We start from the raw sequence: 24,412 nt of genomic DNA, 5'->3' as shown, positions 1-24,412 counted from the left end.
ACTCATGAATCATGAATCCCGCCACCGAACAATTGACGCAGGTGTTTCTGCTAAAGATCTAACTGACTACTTGGCCCAGAACTACTCAGAACCTGCCCTCATGCGCTATTTTAAGACAACTGACGATTCGCGTATAACGACGCCGCTAGCTTGCAAGAAACTGGATGAGGCTCTAAGTACGTATAACCTCACACCCTCAGCTACATGGCCGGTACCTGATCGGATGATTCCACTACCTAAAGTCGTAGTGTCGATCCCACCCAATTTCAATTTAATGGCCTGTTTGCTGATTGTGTCTCAGTGGCAGCACGACCAGCTCATCACTGATGCAAGGACTTTTGTCGAACGTCATAATAAAGCCATTATTCGCTGGTACTTTGAATTCGATCTGGTTGATTGGCGCTTCTTGGTGAACCCTCACGAGGCTGAAAGACTAATTCAATTTCACGCTAAACCGATCTCAGCATAAGATAGTAAGCCCATCAGCATGTTGACTGACGGGCTTATTTTTTTTGATTTATCGCCCGACCTCATCGGCAATGTCCTTAAAATGCGCCTGCATCCACTCAGAAAAAGAATGTGGTTCGAACAAATAGCCTCTGCCACCATCGCCATCGTACATGACGATTTTACGGCGGAGTTGTGCCTCAAAAGTTGGCTTAGTCAGGATATTGTCTACGAACCAGCTTTTTCGCCGTTTGTAGCGCTCACTAACATCCGCAAGCGTCCACCAGCCTTGCATATCGGCCTGTGCTTTAAGCTCATCGTATTCCTTACGGTCTACCAAAATTTTGTCAGCTGGTAACTCAATAGTGATTTTGGGTTGAATCTCGATCGTGTCCATTTCTGACACCTCTTATACGTGTATTCAGAAGCAGATGCGCCTTAGATCGGTCGTAGCGGCTTATCTGTGTCTATAATGTACACTAATAAACACTAATATTCAAGTAAATGTACATTTTTAATTGACAAAATGGAATGTGTGCTGCATACTTGCAACATGAAAGGAGGTGATCCAGTGTCACTTGTATTTGATCGTATCAGTAAACAGGCCAAAGCCAAACGCATATCCTTACAGGATCTGGCGGAGGCCGCGGGCCTATCCCGCAGCGCGATCTACGCTTGGGATAAACCTGATGCAAAGCCGCGTCACTCTTCCGTTGCGGCTATCGCCAAAGCGCTGGACGTCAATACCGACTACCTATTGGGTAGCCTCGACGACCCTGGGTATTTTAAGACGAAGCCACTATCGCGACGGGATCAGTTTGAAGCACTCCAAAAGAGCCTAGCTCAAGCCACTCGCCTCGCTGACCAACTCGCCCGCCCAAAGCCCCAGAAACGCGGCAAACGTGATCCAGACGTTGAAGAACTAGCCGACTTGATCCAGCAACTAGACCCAGAGCAACGACGAACGCTACGTTCTCTTGTCACCTCGATGCTGAACTAATTCGAATCTCAAACCTCAACCCGCGGCGCTGCCGCTGGCACCGGGCGAGCCTCGGATCATTCTTCTTACCATTCTTATTCTTGTCGTCATCTTGCTACGGGCGGAAATCTTTCATCGGCCCGCTGCAAGACTCCTACGTGGGGGTAACCCAAGTAACGGGCTTTTGTGCTCGACAAGAAAGAAGTTTTCTGAATGGCAAGAAAAATTCAAGGCGTGAGACAGCGCTATGGCAAATGGGAATATCGCTTTCGATACACGGACAAAGATGGTAAGAGACGTGAGCTGACTAAGGGAGGTTTCATCTCACAAAAAGCCGCAGCCAATGCTATGGCCGAAGTGAAACGGAAGTTTACCCGTGGTGCTGACGGTTCTAAACTGAATGTCACCTTGGTTGACTTTTGGCACGAGTGGTTCGACTTATATAAGCAGCCATACCTCACTGAACACACACGCGCTGGCTACGACTACATCATCGACAACTTGGAATCATATTTCGGCACTAACAAGAAGCTTGCCGACATGACAAAAGACGACTTCCAAAGGTTCTTGAACGCATACGCAGAAGGACGAGTGCTTAAAGATGGAACTCAAAAACCCAGGTCTTTCGATTCCGTCTTACATCTGATTATTCGAGTTCGCATGATGGTTGTACACGCGATGGAAGAGCAGATCATCTTTTACGACTGGACCCATGATGTGACCAATCCCGGCTATCGTCAGACGCGTGCAGAGACGATGAAGAAGTTTCTTGATACCGCCGACATGCAGCTGGTCATCCAGGCCTGTCTGCGGGATTCCAATCGGGATGCAACCTTCAAGCCGTCTAACTACAAGTACATGATTTTGACGGGTCTGATGACTGGTGCACGTTTCTCTGAGGTAGCCGGTCTGACTTGGGACCGTATCAACTTCAAAGACCGCCTTCTGACGATTGACAGGTGTTGGAGTGGTACGAAGAAGACTTTCACCAAGACCAAAACTGACCAGTCTGTCCGTACCATCGACATCAGTCTTGAGCTGGTAAAGATCCTCCATAAGTGGCAAAAAGAGCAAGCCGCCTTCTATAAAGAGTGCGGCTACACCGATCCGCTGAACTTAGTCTTTCGTGACTATCATCTGCTGGTGCCTACCAACAGCATGGTCAACAAGTCGCTACATCGTCTTCAAAGCCGAGTTGCAATCGATCCTGATGACCAGATCTCCTTTCACGGTCTACGCCACACACACGCAAGCTTTTTGCTGGCCTCTGGTGTAGCAGTGCCGTACATCTCCCGTCGCCTTGGTCATAAAAATATCACGACGACGTTGAACGTCTATTCCCACTTGCTCAAGAACTACGAGCAAGCACAGGCTGAGAAAGCCGTAGATGCGCTAAACGGTTTGACCAAAGTTAAAAAGCGCGGTCGTGAGCGTCATCCCGACGGCACTTATAAATAACAAGCCAAAGACCCTCACCAACATGAAATATCGTTGGTGAGGGTCTCTTTTTGGGGCTAGCTTTTGTTTGCTCTTGCTACCGGGGGCTAATTCGGGGCTAATTCATGAATTTACAAATTTGTAGTGCTACGAATGCCGGTATATCAACGTTTATAAGTCCTACTTTCCGGACCGGCTTGCCCAATATTGGAAGAAGTCCGTCCGTAATGCCCCGTTATACAGCTTGCGGCGCTTCGTGGCTTTGCTGCCATAGGCTTTCTCAAAGCCCAGGTCGGCAGTTAAGATATACTTGCTCCAGCCAGGCATGGCGGCGTAGGTTTGGCCCATTTCCCGATACAGCTTGCGTGCAGCGTCAAGTTCGCCTAATCGCTTACCATAAGGCGGGTTGGCCACCAGCACCCCGCGCGGCTTGTCGGTGGTGAAATCTTTAACTGCCAGCTGCTTGAAGGTGATATCGTTTAACAACCCGGCTTGCTTGGCGTTCTCGCGGGCGATTTCGATCATTTCCTGATTGATATCGTAGCCGGAGATATCGAGCTCCACATCCCAATCCGCTTGATCCATCGCTTCGTCTTTAACTTGCTGCAACACAGCCGCATCGATGAAGCGGAATTCTTCGAAAGCAAAATGCCGCTGCAGCCCAGGCGCAATGTTATGCCCGATCAACGCCGCTTCGATCGGCAAGGTCCCAGAACCAGTGGTTGGGTCGACAAAAGGCATGTCTGGATGCCAGTTGGTCAACATCACCAAGGCTGCGGCAAAGTTTTCCTTCAGCGGCGCGTCCCCTTTAGCCACCCGATAGCCGCGCTTAAATAAACTCTGCCCGGTGGTATCGATGGTCAATGTGGCGATATCTTTTAAGATCGACACTTCCAGCGGATAAGTGGCGCCGGTTTCTGGCAGGCGGCCATGGCGATGATAAACCGTCGCAAGTTTTTCGACAATCGCCTTTTTGGTGATGGATTGCACGTCTGGTTCAGAATGCAGCACCGAACGCACTGCCCGCCCAGCAACTGGGAAAGCAGCGTCCATTGGCAAATAATGATCCCAAGGCAAGGCCTTGACCCCTTCGAACAAGTCATCGAAGGTGGTGGCCTTGAACTGGCCCAACACGATCTTCACCCGATCGGCAGTGCGCAGCCAGACATTGGCCTTAGCGATCGCGGTTTCATCGCCTTGAAAATAAACCTTCCCGTTTTCATTGCGGGTTTCATAACCCAAATTCTGTAATTCCCGCGCCACTAGCGCTTCTAATCCAGCGGCCATGTGCGCGACTAATTGATATTGCATAAAAACTCCCTTGAATGTTTGATACTTCCATTATACGCATGTCGCAAGTGTTTGACGACAGCAACGAGAAAAATAGTGTGATTGTGCGTTGCAAATGTACGCAGTCTCTATCAAACCGGATTGCGTACGCGATTACTGCGTTCATGAAGATGTACCACAAACCTTCTAACCTTGTGGCTGTCCTGGACTTGAAGACCGAGCTGACGATTTATCGGATACTTCATGAATCACAGAAACTTTGGCACGGGATTATTTGACCTAGCCAATGAATTATCCTAACTCGAATACAGTAGGCCTGGTGAGGCGCAGGTGGGCGGGGACCGCGAGACGGTCAGGCCGTGAAACGATCAGCACAAGAAGACATGCGGGTTGTGCTTGGCTTCTTGTGCTGATCGCGGCAAATTCAAAGACAGGCAAGGTGAGCGCAGCGAGCGCCTGGCTTTGAATTTAGGCGTAAAACGCGCGAATTTCAGCGCGGTTGAAGCCGGCCGCACCGCCTGCACCGTCTCGCGGTCCCCACCCACCGAAGCCTCACCAGGCCGGAGCCTTGCCTAAAACCAAGCATCTTACGCTGTGGTCTTCGTCGAGCTGCGCAAAGCAACGCGATCGCGTATAAGCCATCCCGAGCCAATGGCAAAGAACGCCATCGACTCAGGCTGTCTTATACACATCGCTAAGTGCGCTTTGCTCCGCTCTGGTATACAAAAAACGACCCGGATTGCTCCGGGTCGTGCCTGCTTGTAAACCTCTATAAGCCATGTTTTGTTCCAGACTGCTTTCAGGCAAGCAGCCCTTCAGTAATCATCTATCTCAGCTTTCGCTGTTGGGAGCATCAGTTCAGTTACCTAGCTCCTGCGCCCCTACCAAAGTTTGGGTTACTCGCTCGCGGGGTTTACCCGTTCCAATCCGGCTGTTTCCAGTCGGCGTCGTCTCTGTGGCACTTTCAGGCGCAACTGCATGGCCGAAGCTTTAGCAGTTGCCACCGCCGTTACCAAATTAATGGTACCCAGGCTTATTGGGCCTGGCACGAACACTACAAGCATCGCAGCTTGTGCGGGCATGGACTTTCCTCACCAGACATAGGCCTGGCGCGATTACTCAAGGTTTACAAGTGATTAACTAATATTGGTCGATCCCGTTGTTGTTGTTCTTAGGGGTCGTATCCGTCCCATCAGACAACTTGCTGCCAAAGACATGCCGCTCCAAGTTCGACAAGCGCTTCAAAATGTCATAGTTAGTGACATTGCCGCTTGGTTGCTGCGGCGTTTGGGCCGCGACATTCTTGGAAACGGACAACTGCTTGGTCAGCTCGTCAACACGGCTGAACAGGCGGCTGTTTTCTTCGTTTAAGCGATCGATCTCGGCAACGAAACTTTCATAGTCCCGGATGATGCCATCGAGAAATTCATCGACCTCATCTGGGTCATAGCCACGAACCTTGTTCTTGAAATTCTTGTCCAAGATATCTTTCGGGCCATATTGGATCTTGAAAGTAGACTCGTTCTTGTTATCCATTATCGAACACCTCATCATTACAGCACAGGATGTAATAAGCATACCATAGCTGATTGCGTTGTGCATCTTTTTTTGATTATTCTAGGTCAATCTTGGTCATCTTGCAGCTCGCGCGCCGCGTCCTGCAAGTCATCCATGCCGATTGTCGACACCGAATATTCGCGGCGCTGACCTTCTGCAAGCGCTTGGCGATAACCGAATTCGGCTTTGCCGGGGAACTCATCATCATATAAAAATAACGCCCCGTCAGTATGCTGACTCATGAAACGGTTGTATCCTGATAATTGACTAGGCGACTGATATGGGGTGTTGGAAGTTGCCGCAAAGAAATCCACACTGGTTTTCAATTTTGCCAGTTTGGCTTGATTGGCTTCATTCCATTGCTGCCCAAAATCAGCATAAGGCACCATCATTGCCACTTGCAACGCCGGGTAATCAGCTTTAAGAAGAAGCGCCACTTCTGCCGCCCATTGCTCCACGCCAAGCTGCCCGCCGGTGATTATCCATTGCAAACCAGCATCAAGCATGGGCAAGAGCGCATTTTTTAAACTATATTTAATCACTGTTAACTTCGGGTCTTGATCGCCGAAGACACTGAGTTCATAAGCGCGATAACCGCTTATCCAGATCCGTTCTAGCATAATACCTCCGCCTGGGTTCGGGATCGCCAGTAAATGTTGTATAATGTTGCCTAGGAGTGTGATCGCATGGCAATTCATTACCCTAATGGTAAGCCCTACATGCAAGTTGCGCAATCTCAAAGCGCCCCAGTCACATATGGCGGGCGCGGGATGACGCTGGAACAAGAGCTCAATGTGTCAAACGATTATTATCGCCAGACGAATACGGCAGTGGTGTATAAGAAACCTACGCCGATTCAAATCGTGAAAGTCGATTATCCTCAGCGCAGCCAAGCCGTGATCAAAGAAGCCTATTTCAAGACGCCTTCCACCACCGACTATAACGGCGTGTATCGCGGGTATTACTTGGATTTTGAAGCCAAGGAAACCAAGAACAAGCAAAGCTTTCCCTTGAAGAACTTTCACCCGCACCAGATCCGCCATTTTGGCGAATGCCTGAATCAAGCTGGGATCTGCTTTGTGGTGATGCGCTTCGTGACTTTGCAGCGCTTGTTCGTTTACCCTGCCAGCAATTTAATTACTTACTGGCAAGTCGCCCAAAATGGCGGGCGCAAATCGATCCCGTTAAGCGAGATCAGCGCCAATGGCTTTGAACTGCACCCCAAATTACAACCGCCGATCCCTTATCTCAAAGGCGTCGATTGGCTAATTCAAACAAAGGTAGGAATCTCGCATGAGTAAACAAGCCCCATCACGGATGGCGAACCGCAAGCAGGCGAAGAAACGCTCGCCCAAGCGGCATGCCAAACTCTGGGTGCGCATCTTAAAATGGTTGGCGATCGCTTTTGTCACAGTTTTGTTGGCGGGCTTAGCGCTATTTGCTTGGTACGCCAAAGACGCCCCAACGGTTACGGAAAACGACCTCAAAACCGGCGGCAGCACCAGTTTATTGACTGCCAGTGGTAAGGAATTCGCCACGCTTGGCGTTGAGAATCGCACCTATGTCACCGACAAAGAAATCCCGCAAACCCTTAAAGACGCGGTCATCTCAATCGAAGACCGCCGCTTCTATCAAGAAAAGTTCGGGATCGACCCGATCCGCATTGCCGGTGCCTTCGTTAACAACGTCACCGGTCGTTCTGACGGTTTGCAAGGCGGCTCTACCTTGACGCAAGAATTGATCAAGCTGGCGATGTTCTCTACTAAAGCCAGCGATCAAACCTTAAAGCGCAAGGCACAAGAAGCGTGGCTGGCCATGCAAGTGGCCCAGAAGTATTCCAAATCACAGATCTTGGAATACTATGTCAACATCGTTTGGATGGATAACAACCAATACGGCATCGGTACCGCTGCGAAATATTACTACAGCAAGTCCTTGAGCCAATTGACCCTGCCGCAAACGGCCTTGTTAGCCGGCATGCTGCAGCTGCCTGCCGCCTACAACCCTTACACCCACCCAGAAGCGGCCAAAGCGCGGCGCGATACCGTCTTAGACGCCATGGTGGCCAACAAGAAGATCACCAAAGCACAAGCCGCAACGGCTAAAGCCACACCAGTCACCAGCGGCTTGGTCAAACAGAAGTCGCCGACGATTTCCAACAGCAACAACAAGATGGTTGATTCTTACATCACCAGCGTCGTGGCAGAAATCAAACAAAAGCTTCACGTCAACCCTTACACGGCAAATCTCAAGGTGTACACCAATATCGACCTTGACGCGCAAAAGCGCCTGTATAACATCGTCAACACCAGTGATTACATCAACTTCCCTTCTGACAAGCTGCAAACAGCTGTCACCATGACTGATCCGAATTCCGGTAAGGTCATCGCCCAAATCGGCGGCCGCAAGACTGGCAATGTCCAGTTAGGCTTCAACCGCGCCACGCGCAACGCCCGCTCTAACGGGTCGACAATGAAGCCGATGATGGATTATGGTCCAGCCATTGAATATTTGAACTATTCCACCTATCAATTGCAAAACGACACGCCTTACACTTACGCCGGGACCAATAAGCAGCTGTACGATTGGGACAAGCAATATCAAGGCACCATCACCATGCGCAAGGCGCTGGTCGGCTCGCGTAACATTCCGGCGGTGCGCACCTTGGAAGCGGTGGGGATGACCCGTGCCACCAATTTCTTGAAAGGCTTAGGCATCACCTTAGCCAAGAATGAGCAGTTCTTGTCTTCTGGGATCGGCGCTTCTGTCACCACCGAAGAAGAGGCCGGCGCGTATGGGGCCTTTGCCAATGGCGGGACTTATTACAAGCCGTATTATGTCTCTAAAGTCGTCCAGCCTGACGGGACCACCACAGCGTTTGACGCCACTGGCAGCCGCGCCATGAAGTCCAGCACCGCTTATATGATCACCGACATGCTTAAAGGCGTATTGACGGATCCTGACGGTACCGGTAGTGCTGCGGCAACCGGCTTGCACGAAGCCGGCAAAACCGGGACGACTGATTACACCGATGCGGAATTAGCCAAGAACCCGGCGTTATCTGCCAAAGGGATCTCCAAGGACTCTTGGTTCACCGGCTACACCAAGCATCGCGTGATCTCGGTATGGACCGGCTATGATACCCCAACTTATGCCGGGTTGAATTACACCGAACAAGAAATTGCCCAGAAGATCTACAAAGATCTGATGACTTATGAATACGAACACGCCAACTTGAAAAACACAGATTGGACTAAGCCAAGCTCCGTCTTAGTGGAGCATATCCTCAAAGGCACCAACCCAGGGACTGCCGTGACTGGCAATACCAGCGGCACCACCCGCGAGTTATATGTCAAAGGCTATGGCCCATCGTCTAAGACGTCAGTGGCTGCTTCGTCCAGCGCAAGTTCCAGCAGCAGTGTTGAAAGCTCATCCAGCAGTGCAAGCAGCGAAAGCCAAAGCAGCAGTGCTTCCAGTGCAAGTTCCAGCAGCATTGAAAGCTTCTCGCAAAGCTCAAGTGCCGCCACGGAGTCTAGTGCCGCCCAAAGCTCTGCGGCAAGCGCCTCAAGTGCCCCGCCGCAAAGCAGCGCAGCATCAACCAGCCAGAAACAATAAACTTGCACACAAAGAAGCCTCGGTGACAAACCGAGGCTTCTTTGTGTGCGCTGCTGCCGGACTAGTGATGCGCCGTGTGGGGCAAGCGGCGGCGCAGGCTGTGCGGCCGGCTTCAACCACGCAAAGTACGCGTGGTTTACGCCTAAATTCACAGCCAGGCGCTCGCTTTGCTCACCTTGCCTGTCTTTGAATTTGCCGCCGCTTGCCCCTCGCGGCTTTGCCTCACTAGTCCTTCGTTAACTGAAATGACGGCCAAGAATAGTGGATTTCACCACGATCCTTGGCCGTTATTTCACGTCATTTAGTCAGCCAGTTTGGTCACTGGCACATGATGATTCTGCAACAAACTCACCGCGTATTCATCATTGCGGTAGTCATTGCGATAGAAGATTTGACTGACGCCGGCTTGGATCAAGGCCTTGGTGCAGTTCAAACACGGAAAGAAAGTCACATATACCGTGGCGTCGCGGGTTGAGACGCCGTTTAAGGCACATTGCAAAATGGCGTTCATTTCCGCATGCAAGGTGCGAATGCAGTGGCCGTCGCGCATTAAATGCCCGGCATCATCGCAATGCGGGTCGCCTGAGATGCTGCCGTTATAGCCAGTGGCGATGATGCGGTGGTCTTTGACCAACACTGCGCCAACCGTGGCGCGTTCGCAGGTGGAGCGTTCGGCGACGTTGCCAGCCAGCTTCATGAAATAATGGTCCCACGATTCGCGCTTGGCATGGCGCGTTGAAGCAACGATTTGATCTGTCATCAGAAATTCTCCTTTCAAAGGCAGCTTGATGGGTCTTGCCGAGCATCGTTAATTTTCTCAATGATGCAGCGGCGCGTAATACGGCGCAAAACGCTGCCACTCTGGCGGCAGTTGTGGGTTTCTGGCAGTGAGCCACTGGCGGCCAACTTGGATCAAAGCGCGATGCAAGGTGATCCAAGTTTCCGGCGGCATCAACGCTTGCAGGCGCGCTTGGATCTGATCTGGCGTGGCTGTAGCCGCTGCAATGCCGAAACCTTTAATGATGCGGCTGACATGGGTGTCTACGGCGATGCCTGGAATGTTGAAAGCATCGGTGCGCACCACTGTGGCGGTTTTGCGACCCACGCCAGGCAGGCTGCATAATTCTGGATAAGTCTTAGGCACCACGCCGTTGAAGTCAGCCACCAATTTGGCACTTAAGGCTTGCAAATAGCGGGCCTTGTTGCGATATAAGCCCAAGCGGTCGATGTATGTCGCCAAGGTTTCCGGCGTGGCTTGGGCCATGTGGGCCGCGTCTGGATATGCGGCAAAAAGCGCCGGCGTGACGGCATTGACTGCCACATCAGTAGTTTGGGCTGATAACATCACTGCCACCAAGATCTCAAAAGGATTATGCGCCACCAAAGTCGGTTGGGCGTTGGGATACTTGGCCACCACGGCAAATAAGAATTCGCGGGCTTGCTCGTCTGTCATCCAGTCCCCCTCCTACAGTCGGTTGCGGCGTTCTTGATAATCGCGCACTTGTTGCGGCGTGGTCAGGTGCTGCTTCTCCCAAGCAATCAGGATGCGGTCGATATAGCGCAGCGAATATTTCTGATTGATCACCGCTTCGCGCAACGCCAACAAGATGATGGCCGGGTCATAGTGGTCAATGTTCAACCAGTCGCTGATCGTTTGTTGTTCGATTGGCGACAGCGGCCGGCCAAATTCGATTTCGATTTGATTAAACACCGTGACATCATCATCAGGCTGCTGCGTGTTGACCACCGTCGTTTGCGGCGCTGCCAACAGCCGGCGCAACAGCGGCGTCACGTCATATTGATCAACACTGTGCCCGGCGTTATCTTGCACGGAAACCAATGCCACGGCTTGTTTCTTTAGCAGGCTGTTGATGGTTTGATATACCGCTGCCGGGGTCATTTTGACGGCTTGGGCTAAGGCATCTGGCGCTGGGGCTTCTTGGTGTTGTTGGCCCCAGCGCGATAAGAATAAGTAAACGATCAATTCGCTGTGCGTCAAATCGCTTTGGGCATAATGGGCAAACACCGCGTCGCTGAAGCTGATTTGCGACGTTTGCATGAAACTGTTCAATGCGTCAGACATAACTTCCTCCCTAGACCAAAGGCCTGTGAAACCAGAGGTTTCGCAGGCCTTATGCCATTACGGCTTGATGCGGTTGATCATGCGTGGGAACGGAATGGTTTCACGCAAATGATCCAAATGACAGATCCAAGTTAACGCGCGCTCTAAGCCTAAACCAAAGCCTGAATGCGGCACACTGCCGTATTTGCGCAGATCCAAGTACCATTCGTATTCGCTTAGATCCAGGCCCTTCTTCTCAATGGCCGCTTTAAGCTTGGCATAGTCGACTTCACGCTCAGACCCGCCGATGATTTCGCCATAACCTTCAGGCGCCAACAAGTCGGCGCAGACATAAGTATCGTCGCGGCCTTCTTCTGGCAGCATGTAGAAAGGCTTGATGCTCTTGGGGTAGTTTAAGATGAAGACAGGTTGTTCGAATTGATCGGATAAGTATGTTTCTTCCGGTGAACCGAAGTCATCGCCCCACTTTACATCAAAGTCGGCTTTTTGCAACATGTCAATGGCTTCATCGTAGCGAATGCGCGGATAAGGCAGCTTGGTGTACTTCTTAAGTTGATCCACATCACGATCGATCAGCTTCAATTCGTATTCGCAGTGGTCGATCACGTTTTGAACCAAGAAAGCGATGTAGCGTTCTTGCACTTCTAGGCTTTCGGCTTGATGGGTGAAGGCCATTTCTGGTTCGATCATCCAGAATTCCGTCAAATGGCGGCGGGTCTTACTTTTTTCAGCACGGAATACCGGGCCGAAGGTGAAGACTTTGCCATAAGCCATGGCGCCGGCTTCAGCGTATAACTGGCCAGATTGACTGAGGTAAGCGGGTTTATCGAAATATTCAGTTTCGAACAATTCGGTAGTGCCTTCAGGAGCCGAACCAGTCAAGATCGGCGCATCCATCTTGATGAAGCCTTCGTTGTTGAAGAATTCATAAGTGGCGCGAATGATTTCGTTTCTGATCTTTTGGATCGCAAATTGACGCTTGGAACGCAGCCATAAATGACGGTGATCCAACAAGAACTCGATGCCGTGTTCTTTAGGCGTGATTGGGTAGTCTTCAGAATCGCCGATCACGGTGATGTCATGAACTTCGATTTCGTAGCCAAAATGGCTGCGCTTATCTTCATGGATCACACCAGTAATGGTCATGCTGGTTTCTTGACGCAATTCTTTGGCAGTGGCAAAAATCTCTTCAGACACGGCGTTTTTCAAGACCACGCCTTGAAAATATGCCGAACCGTCACGCAGCTGCAAGAAGGCGATCTTGCCGCTGGAGCGTTTGTCAGTCAGCCAGGCGTTGATGGTCACTTCTTCATCAACGTGTTGGCGGGCGTCTTTGATACGAATTGAGGTAGTCATGTGGTGTAAATTCTCCTGTCTAAATAATCAGTTGTTGCCGACGAAAGCTTCGATGCGATCTAACGCTTCCATCAAGCTGGCCATGTCTTTGGAATAGCTTAAGCGCGCGTGCTCCGGCATGCCAAAGGCGCGGCCTGGCACCAGCGCAACGCCGGTTTCTTCAAGCAGTGCCCCAACGAAATCGTCAACGGAACTGTAGTTGGTCAATTGCGCAGCGCGGCGCACATTCGGGAATAAGTAGAAGGCCCCTTGCGGCTTGGTGTCCAGCACAAAGCCTGGGATCTTGACTAAGCGATCGTACACGGCATTCAGCCGTTCTTCAAAGGCTTGGCGCATGGTTTCCACCGGCGCTTGGGTTTCCGTTAACGCAGCCAAGGCGGCATATTGCGCCACGGCAGTTGCGTTGCCAGTGGCATGGCCTAACATCGTCGCCACAGCGGTGATGATCTTATCCGGGCCAGCCATATAGCCAATGCGCCAGCCGGTCATGGCGTAAGTCTTGGACACGCCGGAAATCAGCACGGTGTTGGCGGTGATTTGCGGATCGATTTCGATCATCGACGCATAAGTGGTGCCGTTATAGATCAAATCGCGGTAAATATCATCGGCGATCACCAAGATATCATGCTTCAATGCCCAATTGCCGATCAAAGTCAGCTCTTGGCGAGTGTAGACAGCACCGGTAGGATTTTGCGGCGAATTAATGATCACCGCGCGCGTCTTCTTGGTGCGTTGCGCTTCCAGCTCATCGACGGTCACCTTGAAGTTGGCATGCGCCACGACTTCGCGCGGTACCCCGCCGGCTAAGCGGATCTGTTCAACATAGCTGACCCACCCTGGGATCGGCACCAGCACTTCTTCGCCTGGGTCGATCAACACTTGCATCAGCGCATACAACGCGAATTTCGCCCCGGTGGTCACCACGATTTGCTTGGGATCATAATGCACCGCCGTTTGCTGCTCAATATGGGCGGAAATCGCCTCACGCAACGGCAAGATCCCTGAAGCCGGGGTGTAGAAGCTGGTTAAATTATTGTTGATCGCTTCAATGGCGGCTTGTTCGATGTGCTTAGGCGTTTCAAAGTCCGGCTGGCCAATGGATAAATCGATCACATCTTCCCCACGGGCCTTCATTTGCTTGGTGAGGTTTGATACGGCTAATGTGGCACTGGGGGCCACGTTGATGATGCGCTTTGCTAAATGCATATTCTCTCACTCCCAATTAGTTACTACAGGTTAAAAACAGCGAACACTGAATCGCCACTCTTAAAATCATAGGTCACATAGCCTAGTTTACCAGACTTTGCGCGGTAGCCAACATCCCAAACAAATTTCTTTGCCCGAATGCTTAACCCCACTGAGACGATTTTCTTGGGTGCATAGGTATCAATGGCCTTTTGCGCGGCTTGTTGGGCGGTAATGCCGGCTTTCTGGTCGACCACTGAAACATGGCCGCTGGCTTGGCGGATCACCACATACACCGGCTTGTTGGCTTTGGTGGTACCTGCCACAGTCAGGTAGGATTCACGCTGGCGATCCCAATAGAAATGCGAAACCGTCGTGACTTTGGCTTGCTTTTCGGCGATGTTGATGGCTTGGGTGCGCACTTGATGCAATGGGCGCAAGGCGCGGGCATAAATGCCTAACACGATCACGATCAAAGCCAATCCAGCCACGACCCAAGCGGTTTTGTGCCAGTTATTACGATTAGCGCGACGCATGAGCTCCCTCCTTCTTCAATTGTAATGGGCGATGCGATAACCATGCTTGGCTGTACGCGGCGATGTCGCTTAACGCAAGCTGCATGGGTTTAAGATTAGGCAAGGCGTGTTGCATTTGGCGGCCGTATTTGGTCGACACCAAGCGCGGATCCAAGCACACAAACACCCCGCGGTCTTCACTGGTGCGAATCAAGCGGCCAAAGCCTTGCCGCAGGCGCAAAGTCGCTTCCGGCAAGGCGCTTTGCGCAAACGGATCGCCGCCATGTGCAGTGATATAAGCGGCTTTGGCGGCATTAAGCGGCTGCGTCGGTGAGGCAAAAGGCAGGCGCGTCAAGATCACCATTTCCAACAGCTTGGCTGGATAATCGATCCCTTCAAAAAAGCTCGCTGCCCCTAACACTAAGCTGTTATCCCCTAATAAGAAACGCTTGGCCAACTTGGCTGCAGAGCCGTTGACCCCTTGGGCCAGGACTTCTTTGTGATTGGCCAGGGCGGTGTTATTCAAGCGCGCATAAACCGCTTGGATCGCTGATAATGACGTAAACAACACCAAGGTTTGGTGCGGCCCGCCAGCCAAAACTTGAATGGCTTTGGCCAAATAATCATAATACACGTCGCTTTCACCATTGGGCAGCGGCGCTTGCGGATCAACGAAGACTTGGGCTTGTTCTTTATAATGAAACGGACTGCGGATCTGCAAGGTGGCAGAAGCTTCCGGCAAGCCGACTTGCGTTAAGGCATAAGCAAAGCTGCGCTGCACCATCAAAGTCGCCGACAACAATACCGGTGCTGTGAAGCGCTGCAGCACTGCAGCACTGTGCTTAGGGGCCGCAAAGCGTTCCCACTCCACAGACAAGGCCAAAGGATCCAAGCCATTGCTCAGCGTCAGCTGCATGATCCCGGCGGCTTGGTCGCTGAGCTGCAGTGTCGCGAAGTCCCCACAGTCATTGCTGCGCTGATGCAAGGTGGCAACAATGGCCATCAAGGCTTGAAACAAGCTCCCATCAGCTTTGCCAAAATGCGCCTTGTGCGCTTGAAAATCGGCGATCAGCTGATCACAAACCCCGCCGACAGCATCAAGCTGGCGGCGCAGCTTGTCAATTGGCGCTTGCAAGCTGGCCTTGGCCCAGGCTGCATCCCCTGCTGGCAAAGCTTGGGCCATGCGGCCGCTGGTACCATGGCCAATGTAGCGTTTATAAACCATCAGCTGCAAGGCTTCAATGGTGCCGATCGCACTGGCGACGGTGGCTTTGAGGCTTTGCAATTGATAGCGTTTCAAGGCGTTATCAGCATAGGCTTTGGTCAGGTCATGTTTATCCGGATGCGCCACCAGCTTCACCAAGTGCTGCAACAGCTGGCGCAGCTTGGCCAAAGGCAAGGTTTGCGAATTGGCTCCTGCGACATTATCGGCGAAGCGATGCGCTTCATCAACGATCAAATACGGCCGGCCTTGACTTAACGCCTCAGCATGATGGGCCAAATAAGCATGGTTGGTAATGATCACCGTGGCTTGTTGCTTGGCTTGTTTGAGTCGGGCAATGAAGTCATATTCGCCAAATGCCCCTGGCGTTTCACTGGCGCGGATGCGGGCAAATAACGGGGCTTTATAATTGGTCAAATGCAGCTCAGCCAAGTCGCCGGTGGTGGTTTCACAAAGCCACACCACCAATTTCATTTGCAACAGCCGCGTGAGACGATCGGCTTCTGGCATCGCCAAGCTGGCCACAAAAGCATCGAGGTTGAGATAATGCCGCGGGCTTTGCACCACCACACAAGGCAGCGGCTTGGCCATTAGCGCAGCCACGGCTTGCACCTGTTGCACCAACTGCGCTTGCAACACTGTGGTGGTCGTGGCAACAACCAATTGGTGATCGGCGTCGCATACATAAGCATAACTCAACAAATAAGCCAGTGTCTTGCCCAAGCCGGTGCCGGCTTCGATCATCATCGGGGCTTTGGCCACAGTGGCATTGTGATACAACGCATCCATCAGCTTGGCTTGGCCGCGGCGCAAGGTGTAATTTGGTGCCAGCAAGGCCCGCTTGGCCTTGTCTGTCAGCGGATAATAGCGCGGGGCGGCTTCGGCTTTAGACGCCGTTGGCAATTGCTGCAGCACCAAGTCGTCAACCACCACTTGTGCTTGGCCAACCGGCACGCCGCTTCGTTCATGCGCCGTTAGAAATGCCGCAGTTTGGCGGGTCAAGTGGTCGCCTAAATGCACTAAGCGCGCTTGCGTTACACTAGGCAAAGCCTGGAAACGTTTGGTCAACGCCATTAATAAATTGGCTGTGGATACCGCGTCTGAATCGGCGCGATGCGGATGGGCATGGTCAATGTGCAAGCGTTGGGTCAAGTCTTTCAAGCGAAAGCTTTCAGCCGTTGGCAGCAGGATCTGCGCAAGTTCGACTGTATCAACTGCCGGATTGGTCAGCGCCGCAAAGCCCACGCGTTCAAATTCCGCACTGAGAAAAGGATAATCGAAATTCACGTTATGTGCGACGATCACCGTTTCTTGCAAGCGCGTATAAAGCGCTGGGGCAACCGCTTCAAAATATGGTGCCGCCACCAGGTCTGCAGCATGGATATGCGTCAACGCGCTGATGGCCGCTGGCACATCGCGGTTGGGGTTGATCAGTTGGCTGTAGGTGTCAATGACTTGCCCATGCTGCAAGAACGCACAGCCGATTTGGATGATGCGGTCACCATTGGTCACACTGGTGCCAGTGGTTTCGAGATCTAGCACCGCGTAAATGGTGTCGGGATTCATTTGCTCACTCGTTTCATTACAATCTGCTTCTCATTCTACTATTCATCCGGCCCCTTGGCTACCTCTGCCAGTTCGTTGACTGCCAAGGCCACCAAGTAGCGCTTGGCGATCGGCCGGCTTTGCAAATGCGCCAGCGCTTCTGCGTATAATTGCAGCTGCGTGGTGTAGCGCGCAAGCAGCGCTTGGGCATCGCTGACGTGGTCGGTTTTGTAATCAAACACCACTAACCCTTCAGGCGTGTCGATGTAGCCGTCGATGATCCCATGCACCAAGATGTCGGCATCCGGATCGTCCATATCTTTAAACACCCGCTTAGCCGGCAGCAACAGTGAAAACGCCACTTCACGCTTTAAACTCGGCGCATAAGTCTTGATCAACTGCCCCAACGGCCCTGTGCAAAAGGCGACCAAATGTGCGTCATCAATGCGCTCAGCCACCGCTTGGCTAAGCTGGCCGCCTGCCACAAGCTTCGCTTTGGCTTGGCTGATCGCCGCTTGCGCCGGCAAGGTCCAATCGATGCGCTGCAACACCAAATGCGTGGCCGTCCCAATGGCGGTGGCGGATTCAGTTTGGGCTGTGGTGAGAAATTGTGGTTGAGCAAAATCGCTGGTATAGCGGCTGCCTAAGCGATTGGCACGGACCAATTCGGTGTTGTCCGGGTCTTCATTCTGGGCGCGCTTGATTTCAGTCACACTTTGAAAGCCGGTGGTGGCAGTGGCGCGCTGGTAAGGATATTGCCAAGCAAACCAGTCATCAAGATCCAAATCTAACGCCGGTTGGGTCATTGGCGCAGCAGCAAGTTGGGCAGTTTGGGTATCCGCCACGGTGGTATGTACTGCCACTTTGGCGCCGAAGCTTTGGATCACTTGTTGGCTTTCAAAGTCCGGATGGCGTACCAACGCCATGGCGATCCAATCCAAATAAGAACGGGCACTGGCGCGCAGACTTTCTGGCAGCACTTGGCCGCTGGTTTCTTGGGCCTGGGCCCACTTCAAGAAGACTTGGTCAACATCTTGGACGTTAGCGACCACAAACAAATATTGTTCCGCCCGCGTCAAAGCCACATACAACAAGCGCATTTCTTCTGCCAGCAGTTGCCGCTGTTTCAAGGCGCGCGCTTGGTTGTATTGCGGCAAAGCGTAATTGACTTGCGTTTGCGGATCCAGCCACTGGATCCCAGCACCTTGTTGGCTGAGGATCTGGCGTTGATTGAGATCTTGCAGGTTGAAGCGCTTGTCGGCGCCTACCAGAAACACCACCGGGAACTCCAAGCCTTTGCTGCCATGAATGGTCATCAAGGACACCGCATCGGCATCCGGGTCGACAGTGACTGGGGTGGCGAGGTCTTTGTCGCGCTTTTGCATGAGTTCAATGAAGTGAATGAAGGCAAATAAACCTTGAAAGCCCCCGGCTTCATAACTGGCCGCACGGCTGGCTAAAGCGCGCAAGTTGGCTTGACGCTGCTTGCCACCAGGCAGGCCGCCGACAAAATCCAAATACCCAAAGACATCATAAATATGCCAAATCAAATCTACCAATTCATGTTCCCGCGCAAAAACCCGCAACTGCGCCAACTGTTCAGCAAAAGCCTGTGCTTGTTGCAGCGTGGCTGCTTGCAAATCGGTGGTGGCAGGCTGCGTTAAGAATTCGCGCCAAGCATCATCAAAGCTGGCTTCAGGCTTAGCCAACCGGATCAAGGCCAAGCTGTCTGCAGACAGCCCCACTAACGGTGAGCGCAATACCGCCACTAAAGCCACTTCTTGGCGCGGGTTGTCGATCAAGCGCAACAACGCCAACATGGTCATGAGTTCGGTGGTTTTGAAGTAATTCTGGGCGTCTAACACCTTGATGGGCACATTGGCGCGGGAGAATTCGCTTTGAATGGTGATGTTTTGACTGCGGCTGCGTACCAACAAGGTGATATCGCGGTAGCGGATGCGGTGTTTCTGCCAATTGCCAGCTTGATCTTGGCCGGTATAAATATATGCTGATTCATCGGCTAACAGTGCTTTGATCCGCTTGATCACCAAGCGGGTTTCAAGCACGGTTTTGTCTAGGTCATCATCACTTTCTTCTGCTGCTTCAGGATCCAAGTCCGGCGCGACATTTAACAGCAATTCGGTGGTTGGCGCAAAGTCAGGCGGGGCCATGAAGGTGGCGCGCTTAAGCTGGGCATCTTTGTCATATGCCATGTCCCCCACCGCTTCATCCATGATTTGCGAAAACACCAAATTCGTAAAGTCCAAGACATTGCGCGATGAGCGGAAGTTCTCGGCTAACACCAACCGTTCGCCGCTGACAGCGGGGTCGCCAAAGCGCTTGTATTTGTTTAAGAACAACGTCGGATCAGCCAAGCGGAAACCGTAAATACTTTGCTTGATATCGCCGACCATAAAGCGGTTGCCTGGGTCTGGTTGGCTGATTTCATCCAGCAGCGCTTCTTGCAGCGGATTGATGTCTTGGTATTCATCGACAAACACTTGGTCAAAGCCGGCTTGGAAATTCTCGGCGATCGGTCGATTGGTTTGCGGATCTAAGGTCTTCAAAATCGTCAAGGCGTGATGCGCCACATCCCCGAAGTCTTGCACATGACGCGCTTGTTTTTCTGCGTCAAAGGCCAAGCGGAATTCTTCACATACCATTTGCAAGGTTTGCATCATGGGATACGCGTGTTCAAGCGCTGTTGCCAGATCCGCCGGGGCAATATTGACCTGCGCCAGCAGCTGCGCTTCAAACTGCTTTTGCAAGGCTTTGCGCTGATCGTTGGTTGCGGATTTCAACGCCACAGCGTCTGGGTCTTGGGCTTTGGTGCGCGGCCAAGTTGGCCAAGTCACATTGGCTAAGGTGTTAAACACCGTCGCATAATCTGGCGCCGTTAATTCAACAGCAGCCTGCAAGCCGCCAATGGTTTCATCTATGGCCATCATGGCAGCGTTAAGCCCAATATCGGCGGGATCAAGCGGGGTTTTAAGCGCCTGAAGCTGGCCGATCAGCGCCATGATCCCGCGCTGAAGCGGCGGCCAAATCCTGGCGGCAAAGTCTGCCGCGAAGTTTGCCGGCGCATAAGGCTTTGCCAAAGCTTGCAGCCACGCTTTGGGGTCGGTGGTGGTATTGGCGTAATCAACTAAAGCAAACACCGTTTCTGCCAATCCCCGGTCATCGACGCCTTGGCTGAAATTGTCGGCTAAGGCAGTGAAAGCCTGGGCGTGCTCGCCGGCGTAAAGCACTTCGGCTAAGTCTGCCCAAACATTCTCGGCTAATAAGCTGCGCTCAACGACATCGCTAAGCATGCGAAAGCCAGGATCCAAGTCAATGGCGTAATAATATTGCTGCACCACTTGCAAGCAAAAGGCATCCAGCGTCATGATCGGCGCTGCATTAGACAAGGCCAATTGCGTCACCATAAAGCGGCGGATGTCATCTTCTGGCCGCGCATCAATGGCTTGTTTGAGTTTCTTTTGGATCTTAAGTTTCATATCAGCTGTTGCCGCCGTGGTAAAAGTCACGATCAACATCTTGGCCAGCGGTACCTTGGCAGTGAGTTGATGCATGATGCGCTGGACTAACACCGTGGTTTTCCCAGATCCGGCACTGGCAGAAACCAGCACATCATGGCCGCCATGGGTGATGGCGCGTTGTTGATTTTCGGTATACTTAGGCATCGTGTTCCTCCTTGAGCTTGGCGATGATGGCGGCTTGATCCAAAGCTTCCACGCGCCGATAGCGGTCAAAGCCGGTGGCTGGGTCAAAGCACATGATGCTTTGATAATCAGAGTTGGTGATCGTGGTGGCTTCTTGGCCAAACTGGATCGGGGCCAAGGCAATTTCCCCAGTCAAAATCGCTTGGGCGGCTTTGGTGATCTCTTGGCGATTATGCGCCAAATACAGCGTCAATTCTTCTGGCGTGATGGTCTTGGTGCTGGTTTTGGCAAAAGCCCCTTTGCTGGTGGTGCCGATTTGCACCACCGGACTGGCGCCGGCTTCAGTCAACAAGCTGCTGTCAAAGACGGAAGCGACGCTTTGGGCTTGATCAAGATCTTCTGGCAGCACCAACACGCCGTATAACTTGAAGGCTTTAAAGCGCTCTTGGGCAACATCCAAACTAGGCGCATAATTCACTGCCGGGCGCTTGAGCTGCATGTACAATGCCCCTGCGGCTTGGGCAGTTTCGCCTTGTTGAGCCAAACCATGCTGGGCGGCGTCGATATACGTTAACAGCTGCAACGCCACCCCATAATAAGCTTCCACTGGCTTGAAGCGGCGCTGGCTGGATTTGTAATCGACGATCAGGAAATATTCTTCACCATCAACTAAAGCCGTGTCTAAGCGGTCGATTTTGCCGCGCACAGTGACGCTTTGCTGACCTGCCAGCGGCAACACCAGCGCCGGCAGCGCATGTTGATCACGGCCGGCGCCAAAAGCGACTTCGGTGGCTTTGGTGCGGAATTGCCCGCGATGCTGCTGGTCATGGATCGCCACTAACACATCATTGAGCATTAAAGCGGCTTTGCGGCGGACATATTGCATTTGCTGTGACGTCGTTAAGATCTCAAAGCCTGGCGCTTGGGCTAGTTGTGCCAGCACTTCTTGCACTAACGGCGCAATGGCGCTGCGGTCCACGTCAGCCAGCTGCTGGCCTTGATCTAACAGTTTGGTAAACACTTGATCAAGCGTAGCATGATACAAACTGCCGGTATCAGCCGGCGTCAAGGCAAATTCCGGCCGCGGCTGCAAGCGCAAGCCGTATTTTAAGAAATACTCATAAGGATTCTTCCAGAAGGTTTCCAAGCGCGACACCGACACATTCAAGTGCTTGCCATACAGCGCTTGCGCCAAACTTGGCGCCAAGTGCCCAACGGCGTTGGTGTAATCGACACTGGCGATCAAGCGGGCGGCTAAAGGTGCCAAAGGACTTTGTTTAAGCTGGGCGGCGACGGCTTGCCAAGCAGGGCTTAACGGCAACTTGGCGTCTTTGCTTTGGCGCATCACCGCCACTAGATCTGCCAAGAAGGCCCGCGGGCTGCCGGCTAAAGTTTTGACACTGGCACAAAGCGTCGTCGGGCCCCAAGCTACTGGTGTCAGGTGCAAAGCTTGTTGCATGCGCGTGAAATAAGGCGACGGGTGTAATTCCCGCTCGCCAAAGGCCGGATAGCTCATGGTCAAGCTGGTACTGGCGGCTAACATCCCCACATAATTGATAAACGGGTCGCTTAACGCTGATTGCGGACCGGACACCGCCAGCCACGCCGAATCCGGCAATAAAGCTTGCAATTGCTCGCGGTCTTCAGCCGACAACAACCCGCTATCACTTAGCACATCAGGCATCACCAAGCTGGTGGCGCCGATGACAAAGACATGCTTGAATTTGCTCAAGCGCGTCAAGGCCGTTTCTGACACCACCACTTGATCCAAGGTCGAAGGGATCTGGGTGTAAGTGGCACTGGCAAACCCGGCTTCCAGCAAATCGCTGAATTGTTGCAGATCACAAGGCGCCTGGCCTAAGATCGTGACAAAATGATCCAGCAAATCGATCAGCGTCTGCCAGGCTTGTTCGCCGGCATGGCTGTCAGTCAAATCGCCGCGGTCGATTGCCGCTTGGCGCCATTCATCCAAACGCGCCACCACGTGTTGACCGTCAAGCCAAGCATATAGCGCTTTGGCGGCATCAGCTCCAGTGGCAGCTTCATCAAGTTGGGCAAATAACGGCGGCAAGCAGGCCGAAACAAATTCGCGGATCGCATTGATCTGCGCGGTTTTGTCAACATCGCGATCGATCGTGTCGTCTTGCACGCGCCTTCTCAAATACTGCCAAGGCTTGCCGTTGGTCCAATAGCTGCCGGTGATGCCGGTACGCAACAGGTGGTTATCGCACACATCCACCGCGTCTTGATAAGCGTCTTGCGTCATGCTTTCAGGCACCACCAAGCCGGTGCGCAAGAAGCGCATCACGTCGTTATATTGATAATGATGCCGCTTAATGGCAAATAGGCTTTCCAACAGCGCCACTAAAGGATGTTGCTGCATGGGGTGTTCACGATCGGTAAACACTGGGATTTGATATTGGGCAAACACCGGCGCGATCAGATCCGCATATGGATCCAAGTGCCGCGCAATCACCAAGTAATCCCGATAGCGCCCGCCGGCATGGACGCCAGCGTTGATGGCTTGGGCCACATGCCGTAATTCCGAATAAACGGAATCCGCTTGGGCCAAGGTGATTTGATCAACTGCCATGCCGCTGGCGTCTAGCTGCGCCATTTGGGTGTCGGCGACAAAGAAGCGCTCCACGGTGTGCATACTCGGCGACAAACCCGCGCGTTGCGGCGCAAACACAGCGGGTTGCACCGCAACATGCAGCTGTTTAGCTGACTGCAATAAGCGGCGATGCAAACGCTGCGCGGGGATGAATAAACTCGGTGCTTGTTGCGGGGTTTCATCAGGCATCGTCAAGCACACCACCAGCTTGGCCCCGCGCTGCATCATCGTGGCCACCAACGCCATTTCACTGGCGGCCAAGTCGTTGAAGTGGTTTAAATAGAAATAGGTGTGGCTTAAGTCGGCTTCTAGCAAGTGATTGCTTAACGCCGCCAACAAGCTGGCATTGGTGGCAAAAGGCCCCACCGCTTCTTCATAAGCATCCAGCATCACGACCAAGTCTTGTAATTTGGCGCGATGGCGGTCATTGCCAGGCAATTGATCTGCCGCAGCAGCCAGCGTTTGCGCGTCGATTTTGCCTGCTAGCAACTCACTTAACTGCGCGGCTAACTTGGTGATGAAACCTGCCGAATGCGCCAAGCCGGCAAACAAGCGCAATTCTTGGACATGCTCTGCCACCAGCCGAGCAGTGAGCATGGCATTGGCTGCTGTGTCTAAGCGCGGCTGGGCGTAAAGCGGCGTGTCTTTGAGATAATACCAAGCCAAGCGCGTGAATGAGAACGTCTGCACCCGACTTTGCGCCACAATCGGCGAATCATCGCGCAACGCCTGCAATAAGCTGACTTCGGCTTCAAACTTCAAGTGATTCGGCACCAAATAGAAAACCTCAGCTTGCGCATCGGCTTGTAAAGTGGCCTTGATGGCTTGCGTAACAGCAAGTTTATGGTCGGCGCTTGCAGCACCTAAGATAAATTGTAATGGCATAGCAGCCTCCGCAGTGTTTA

At 52.5% G+C, this 24,412-nt stretch carries 18 protein-coding genes and 1 other RNA gene; 5 read left to right on the top strand and 14 right to left on the bottom strand.

Annotation, left to right across the window (positions count from 1 at the left end; translation table 11 throughout):
* The first annotated feature begins 4 nt into the window (after positions 1-4).
* Complete coding sequence (locus ACGG90_RS11950; protein ID WP_390409701.1) at positions 5-469, top strand: hypothetical protein; 465 nt, start codon at positions 5-7, stop codon at positions 467-469.
* 48 nt (positions 470-517) lie between these two features.
* Here the strand turns inward: ACGG90_RS11950 and ACGG90_RS11945 are convergent, their stop codons facing one another.
* Entirely contained in the window at positions 518-844 is a 327-nt protein-coding gene (locus tag ACGG90_RS11945; RefSeq protein WP_390409699.1) for a DUF771 domain-containing protein, read from the bottom strand.
* A 174-nt stretch (positions 845-1,018) separates the two neighbouring features.
* On the opposite strand from ACGG90_RS11945, the gene ACGG90_RS11940 reads away from it, so the two are divergent.
* Positions 1,019-1,447 (top strand): helix-turn-helix domain-containing protein, encoded by a 429-nt coding sequence (locus tag ACGG90_RS11940; protein WP_390409697.1) that lies wholly within the window; start codon positions 1,019-1,021, stop codon positions 1,445-1,447.
* A 192-nt stretch (positions 1,448-1,639) separates the two neighbouring features.
* Positions 1,640-2,884, top strand: coding sequence for a site-specific integrase (locus tag ACGG90_RS11935; RefSeq protein ID WP_390409695.1), 1,245 nt, complete (start codon positions 1,640-1,642; stop codon positions 2,882-2,884).
* Positions 2,885-3,043: 159 nt separating this feature from the next.
* Here ACGG90_RS11935 and ACGG90_RS11930 read toward each other — a convergent pair whose 3' ends face one another.
* From ACGG90_RS11930 to ACGG90_RS11915, 4 genes are all read right to left on the bottom strand, one after another.
* Positions 3,044-4,174, bottom strand: a complete 1,131-nt coding sequence (locus ACGG90_RS11930) for a THUMP domain-containing class I SAM-dependent RNA methyltransferase (RefSeq protein ID WP_390409693.1) — start codon at positions 4,172-4,174, stop codon at positions 3,044-3,046.
* Between the two features lie 746 nt (positions 4,175-4,920).
* An RNA gene (rnpB, locus tag ACGG90_RS11925) (RNase P RNA component class B) lies at positions 4,921-5,280 on the bottom strand.
* A gap of 13 nt (positions 5,281-5,293) precedes the next feature.
* Positions 5,294-5,689 (bottom strand): cell division regulator GpsB, encoded by a 396-nt coding sequence (gene gpsB / locus ACGG90_RS11920; RefSeq protein ID WP_390409691.1) that lies wholly within the window; start codon positions 5,687-5,689, stop codon positions 5,294-5,296.
* Positions 5,690-5,775: 86 nt separating this feature from the next.
* Positions 5,776-6,333, bottom strand: a complete 558-nt coding sequence (locus ACGG90_RS11915) for a DUF1273 domain-containing protein (protein WP_390409720.1) — start codon at positions 6,331-6,333, stop codon at positions 5,776-5,778.
* Positions 6,334-6,396: 63 nt separating this feature from the next.
* On the opposite strand from ACGG90_RS11915, the gene recU reads away from it, so the two are divergent.
* Positions 6,397-7,011 (top strand): Holliday junction resolvase RecU, encoded by a 615-nt coding sequence (gene recU / locus ACGG90_RS11910; RefSeq protein ID WP_390409689.1) that lies wholly within the window; start codon positions 6,397-6,399, stop codon positions 7,009-7,011.
* Positions 7,004-9,325 (top strand): transglycosylase domain-containing protein, encoded by a 2,322-nt coding sequence (locus ACGG90_RS11905; RefSeq protein WP_390409687.1) that lies wholly within the window; start codon positions 7,004-7,006, stop codon positions 9,323-9,325. The genes recU and ACGG90_RS11905 overlap by 8 nt, the downstream gene beginning before the upstream one ends.
* Before the next feature lie 301 nt (positions 9,326-9,626).
* Here ACGG90_RS11905 and ACGG90_RS11900 read toward each other — a convergent pair whose 3' ends face one another.
* Genes ACGG90_RS11900 through ACGG90_RS11860 form a run of 9 tightly spaced genes read right to left on the bottom strand, consistent with a single transcriptional unit; the run spans position 9,627 to position 24,392 of the window.
* Positions 9,627-10,085, bottom strand: coding sequence for a deoxycytidylate deaminase (locus ACGG90_RS11900; RefSeq protein WP_390409685.1), 459 nt, complete (start codon positions 10,083-10,085; stop codon positions 9,627-9,629).
* Between the two features lie 57 nt (positions 10,086-10,142).
* On the bottom strand, positions 10,143-10,778 hold the full coding sequence (locus tag ACGG90_RS11895; protein ID WP_390409683.1) for an endonuclease III domain-containing protein: 636 nt from the start codon (positions 10,776-10,778) through the stop codon (positions 10,143-10,145).
* A 12-nt stretch (positions 10,779-10,790) separates the two neighbouring features.
* Positions 10,791-11,408 carry a DnaD domain-containing protein gene (locus tag ACGG90_RS11890; RefSeq protein WP_390409681.1) on the bottom strand — a complete coding sequence of 206 codons (618 nt, stop codon included), beginning with the start codon at positions 11,406-11,408 and terminating at the stop codon, positions 10,791-10,793.
* Between the two features lie 57 nt (positions 11,409-11,465).
* Positions 11,466-12,764, bottom strand: coding sequence for an asparagine--tRNA ligase (asnS, locus tag ACGG90_RS11885; protein ID WP_390409679.1), 1,299 nt, complete (start codon positions 12,762-12,764; stop codon positions 11,466-11,468).
* Between the two features lie 27 nt (positions 12,765-12,791).
* Complete coding sequence (locus ACGG90_RS11880; protein ID WP_390409677.1) at positions 12,792-13,970, bottom strand: pyridoxal phosphate-dependent aminotransferase; 1,179 nt, start codon at positions 13,968-13,970, stop codon at positions 12,792-12,794.
* A 23-nt stretch (positions 13,971-13,993) separates the two neighbouring features.
* A complete protein-coding gene (locus tag ACGG90_RS11875) occupies positions 13,994-14,485 on the bottom strand; it encodes a cell wall elongation regulator TseB-like domain-containing protein (protein WP_390409675.1) in 492 nt (163 codons plus the stop codon).
* On the bottom strand, positions 14,472-17,252 hold the full coding sequence (locus ACGG90_RS11870) for a helicase C-terminal domain-containing protein (protein WP_390409674.1): 2,781 nt from the start codon (positions 17,250-17,252) through the stop codon (positions 14,472-14,474). Before ACGG90_RS11870 ends, ACGG90_RS11875 begins: the two co-directional genes overlap by 14 nt.
* A gap of 38 nt (positions 17,253-17,290) precedes the next feature.
* Positions 17,291-20,914, bottom strand: coding sequence for a helicase-exonuclease AddAB subunit AddA (gene addA, locus ACGG90_RS11865; RefSeq protein ID WP_390409672.1), 3,624 nt, complete (start codon positions 20,912-20,914; stop codon positions 17,291-17,293).
* Positions 20,907-24,392, bottom strand: coding sequence for a PD-(D/E)XK nuclease family protein (locus ACGG90_RS11860; RefSeq protein ID WP_390409670.1), 3,486 nt, complete (start codon positions 24,390-24,392; stop codon positions 20,907-20,909). Before ACGG90_RS11860 ends, addA begins: the two co-directional genes overlap by 8 nt.
* Positions 24,393-24,412: the final 20 nt, after the last annotated feature.

It is taken from the genome of Lacticaseibacillus jixiensis (assembly GCF_042847315.1).
GTDB lineage: Bacteria > Bacillota > Bacilli > Lactobacillales > Lactobacillaceae > Lacticaseibacillus > Lacticaseibacillus jixiensis.
This window is presented reverse-complemented; position numbering and strand designations above follow the sequence as displayed.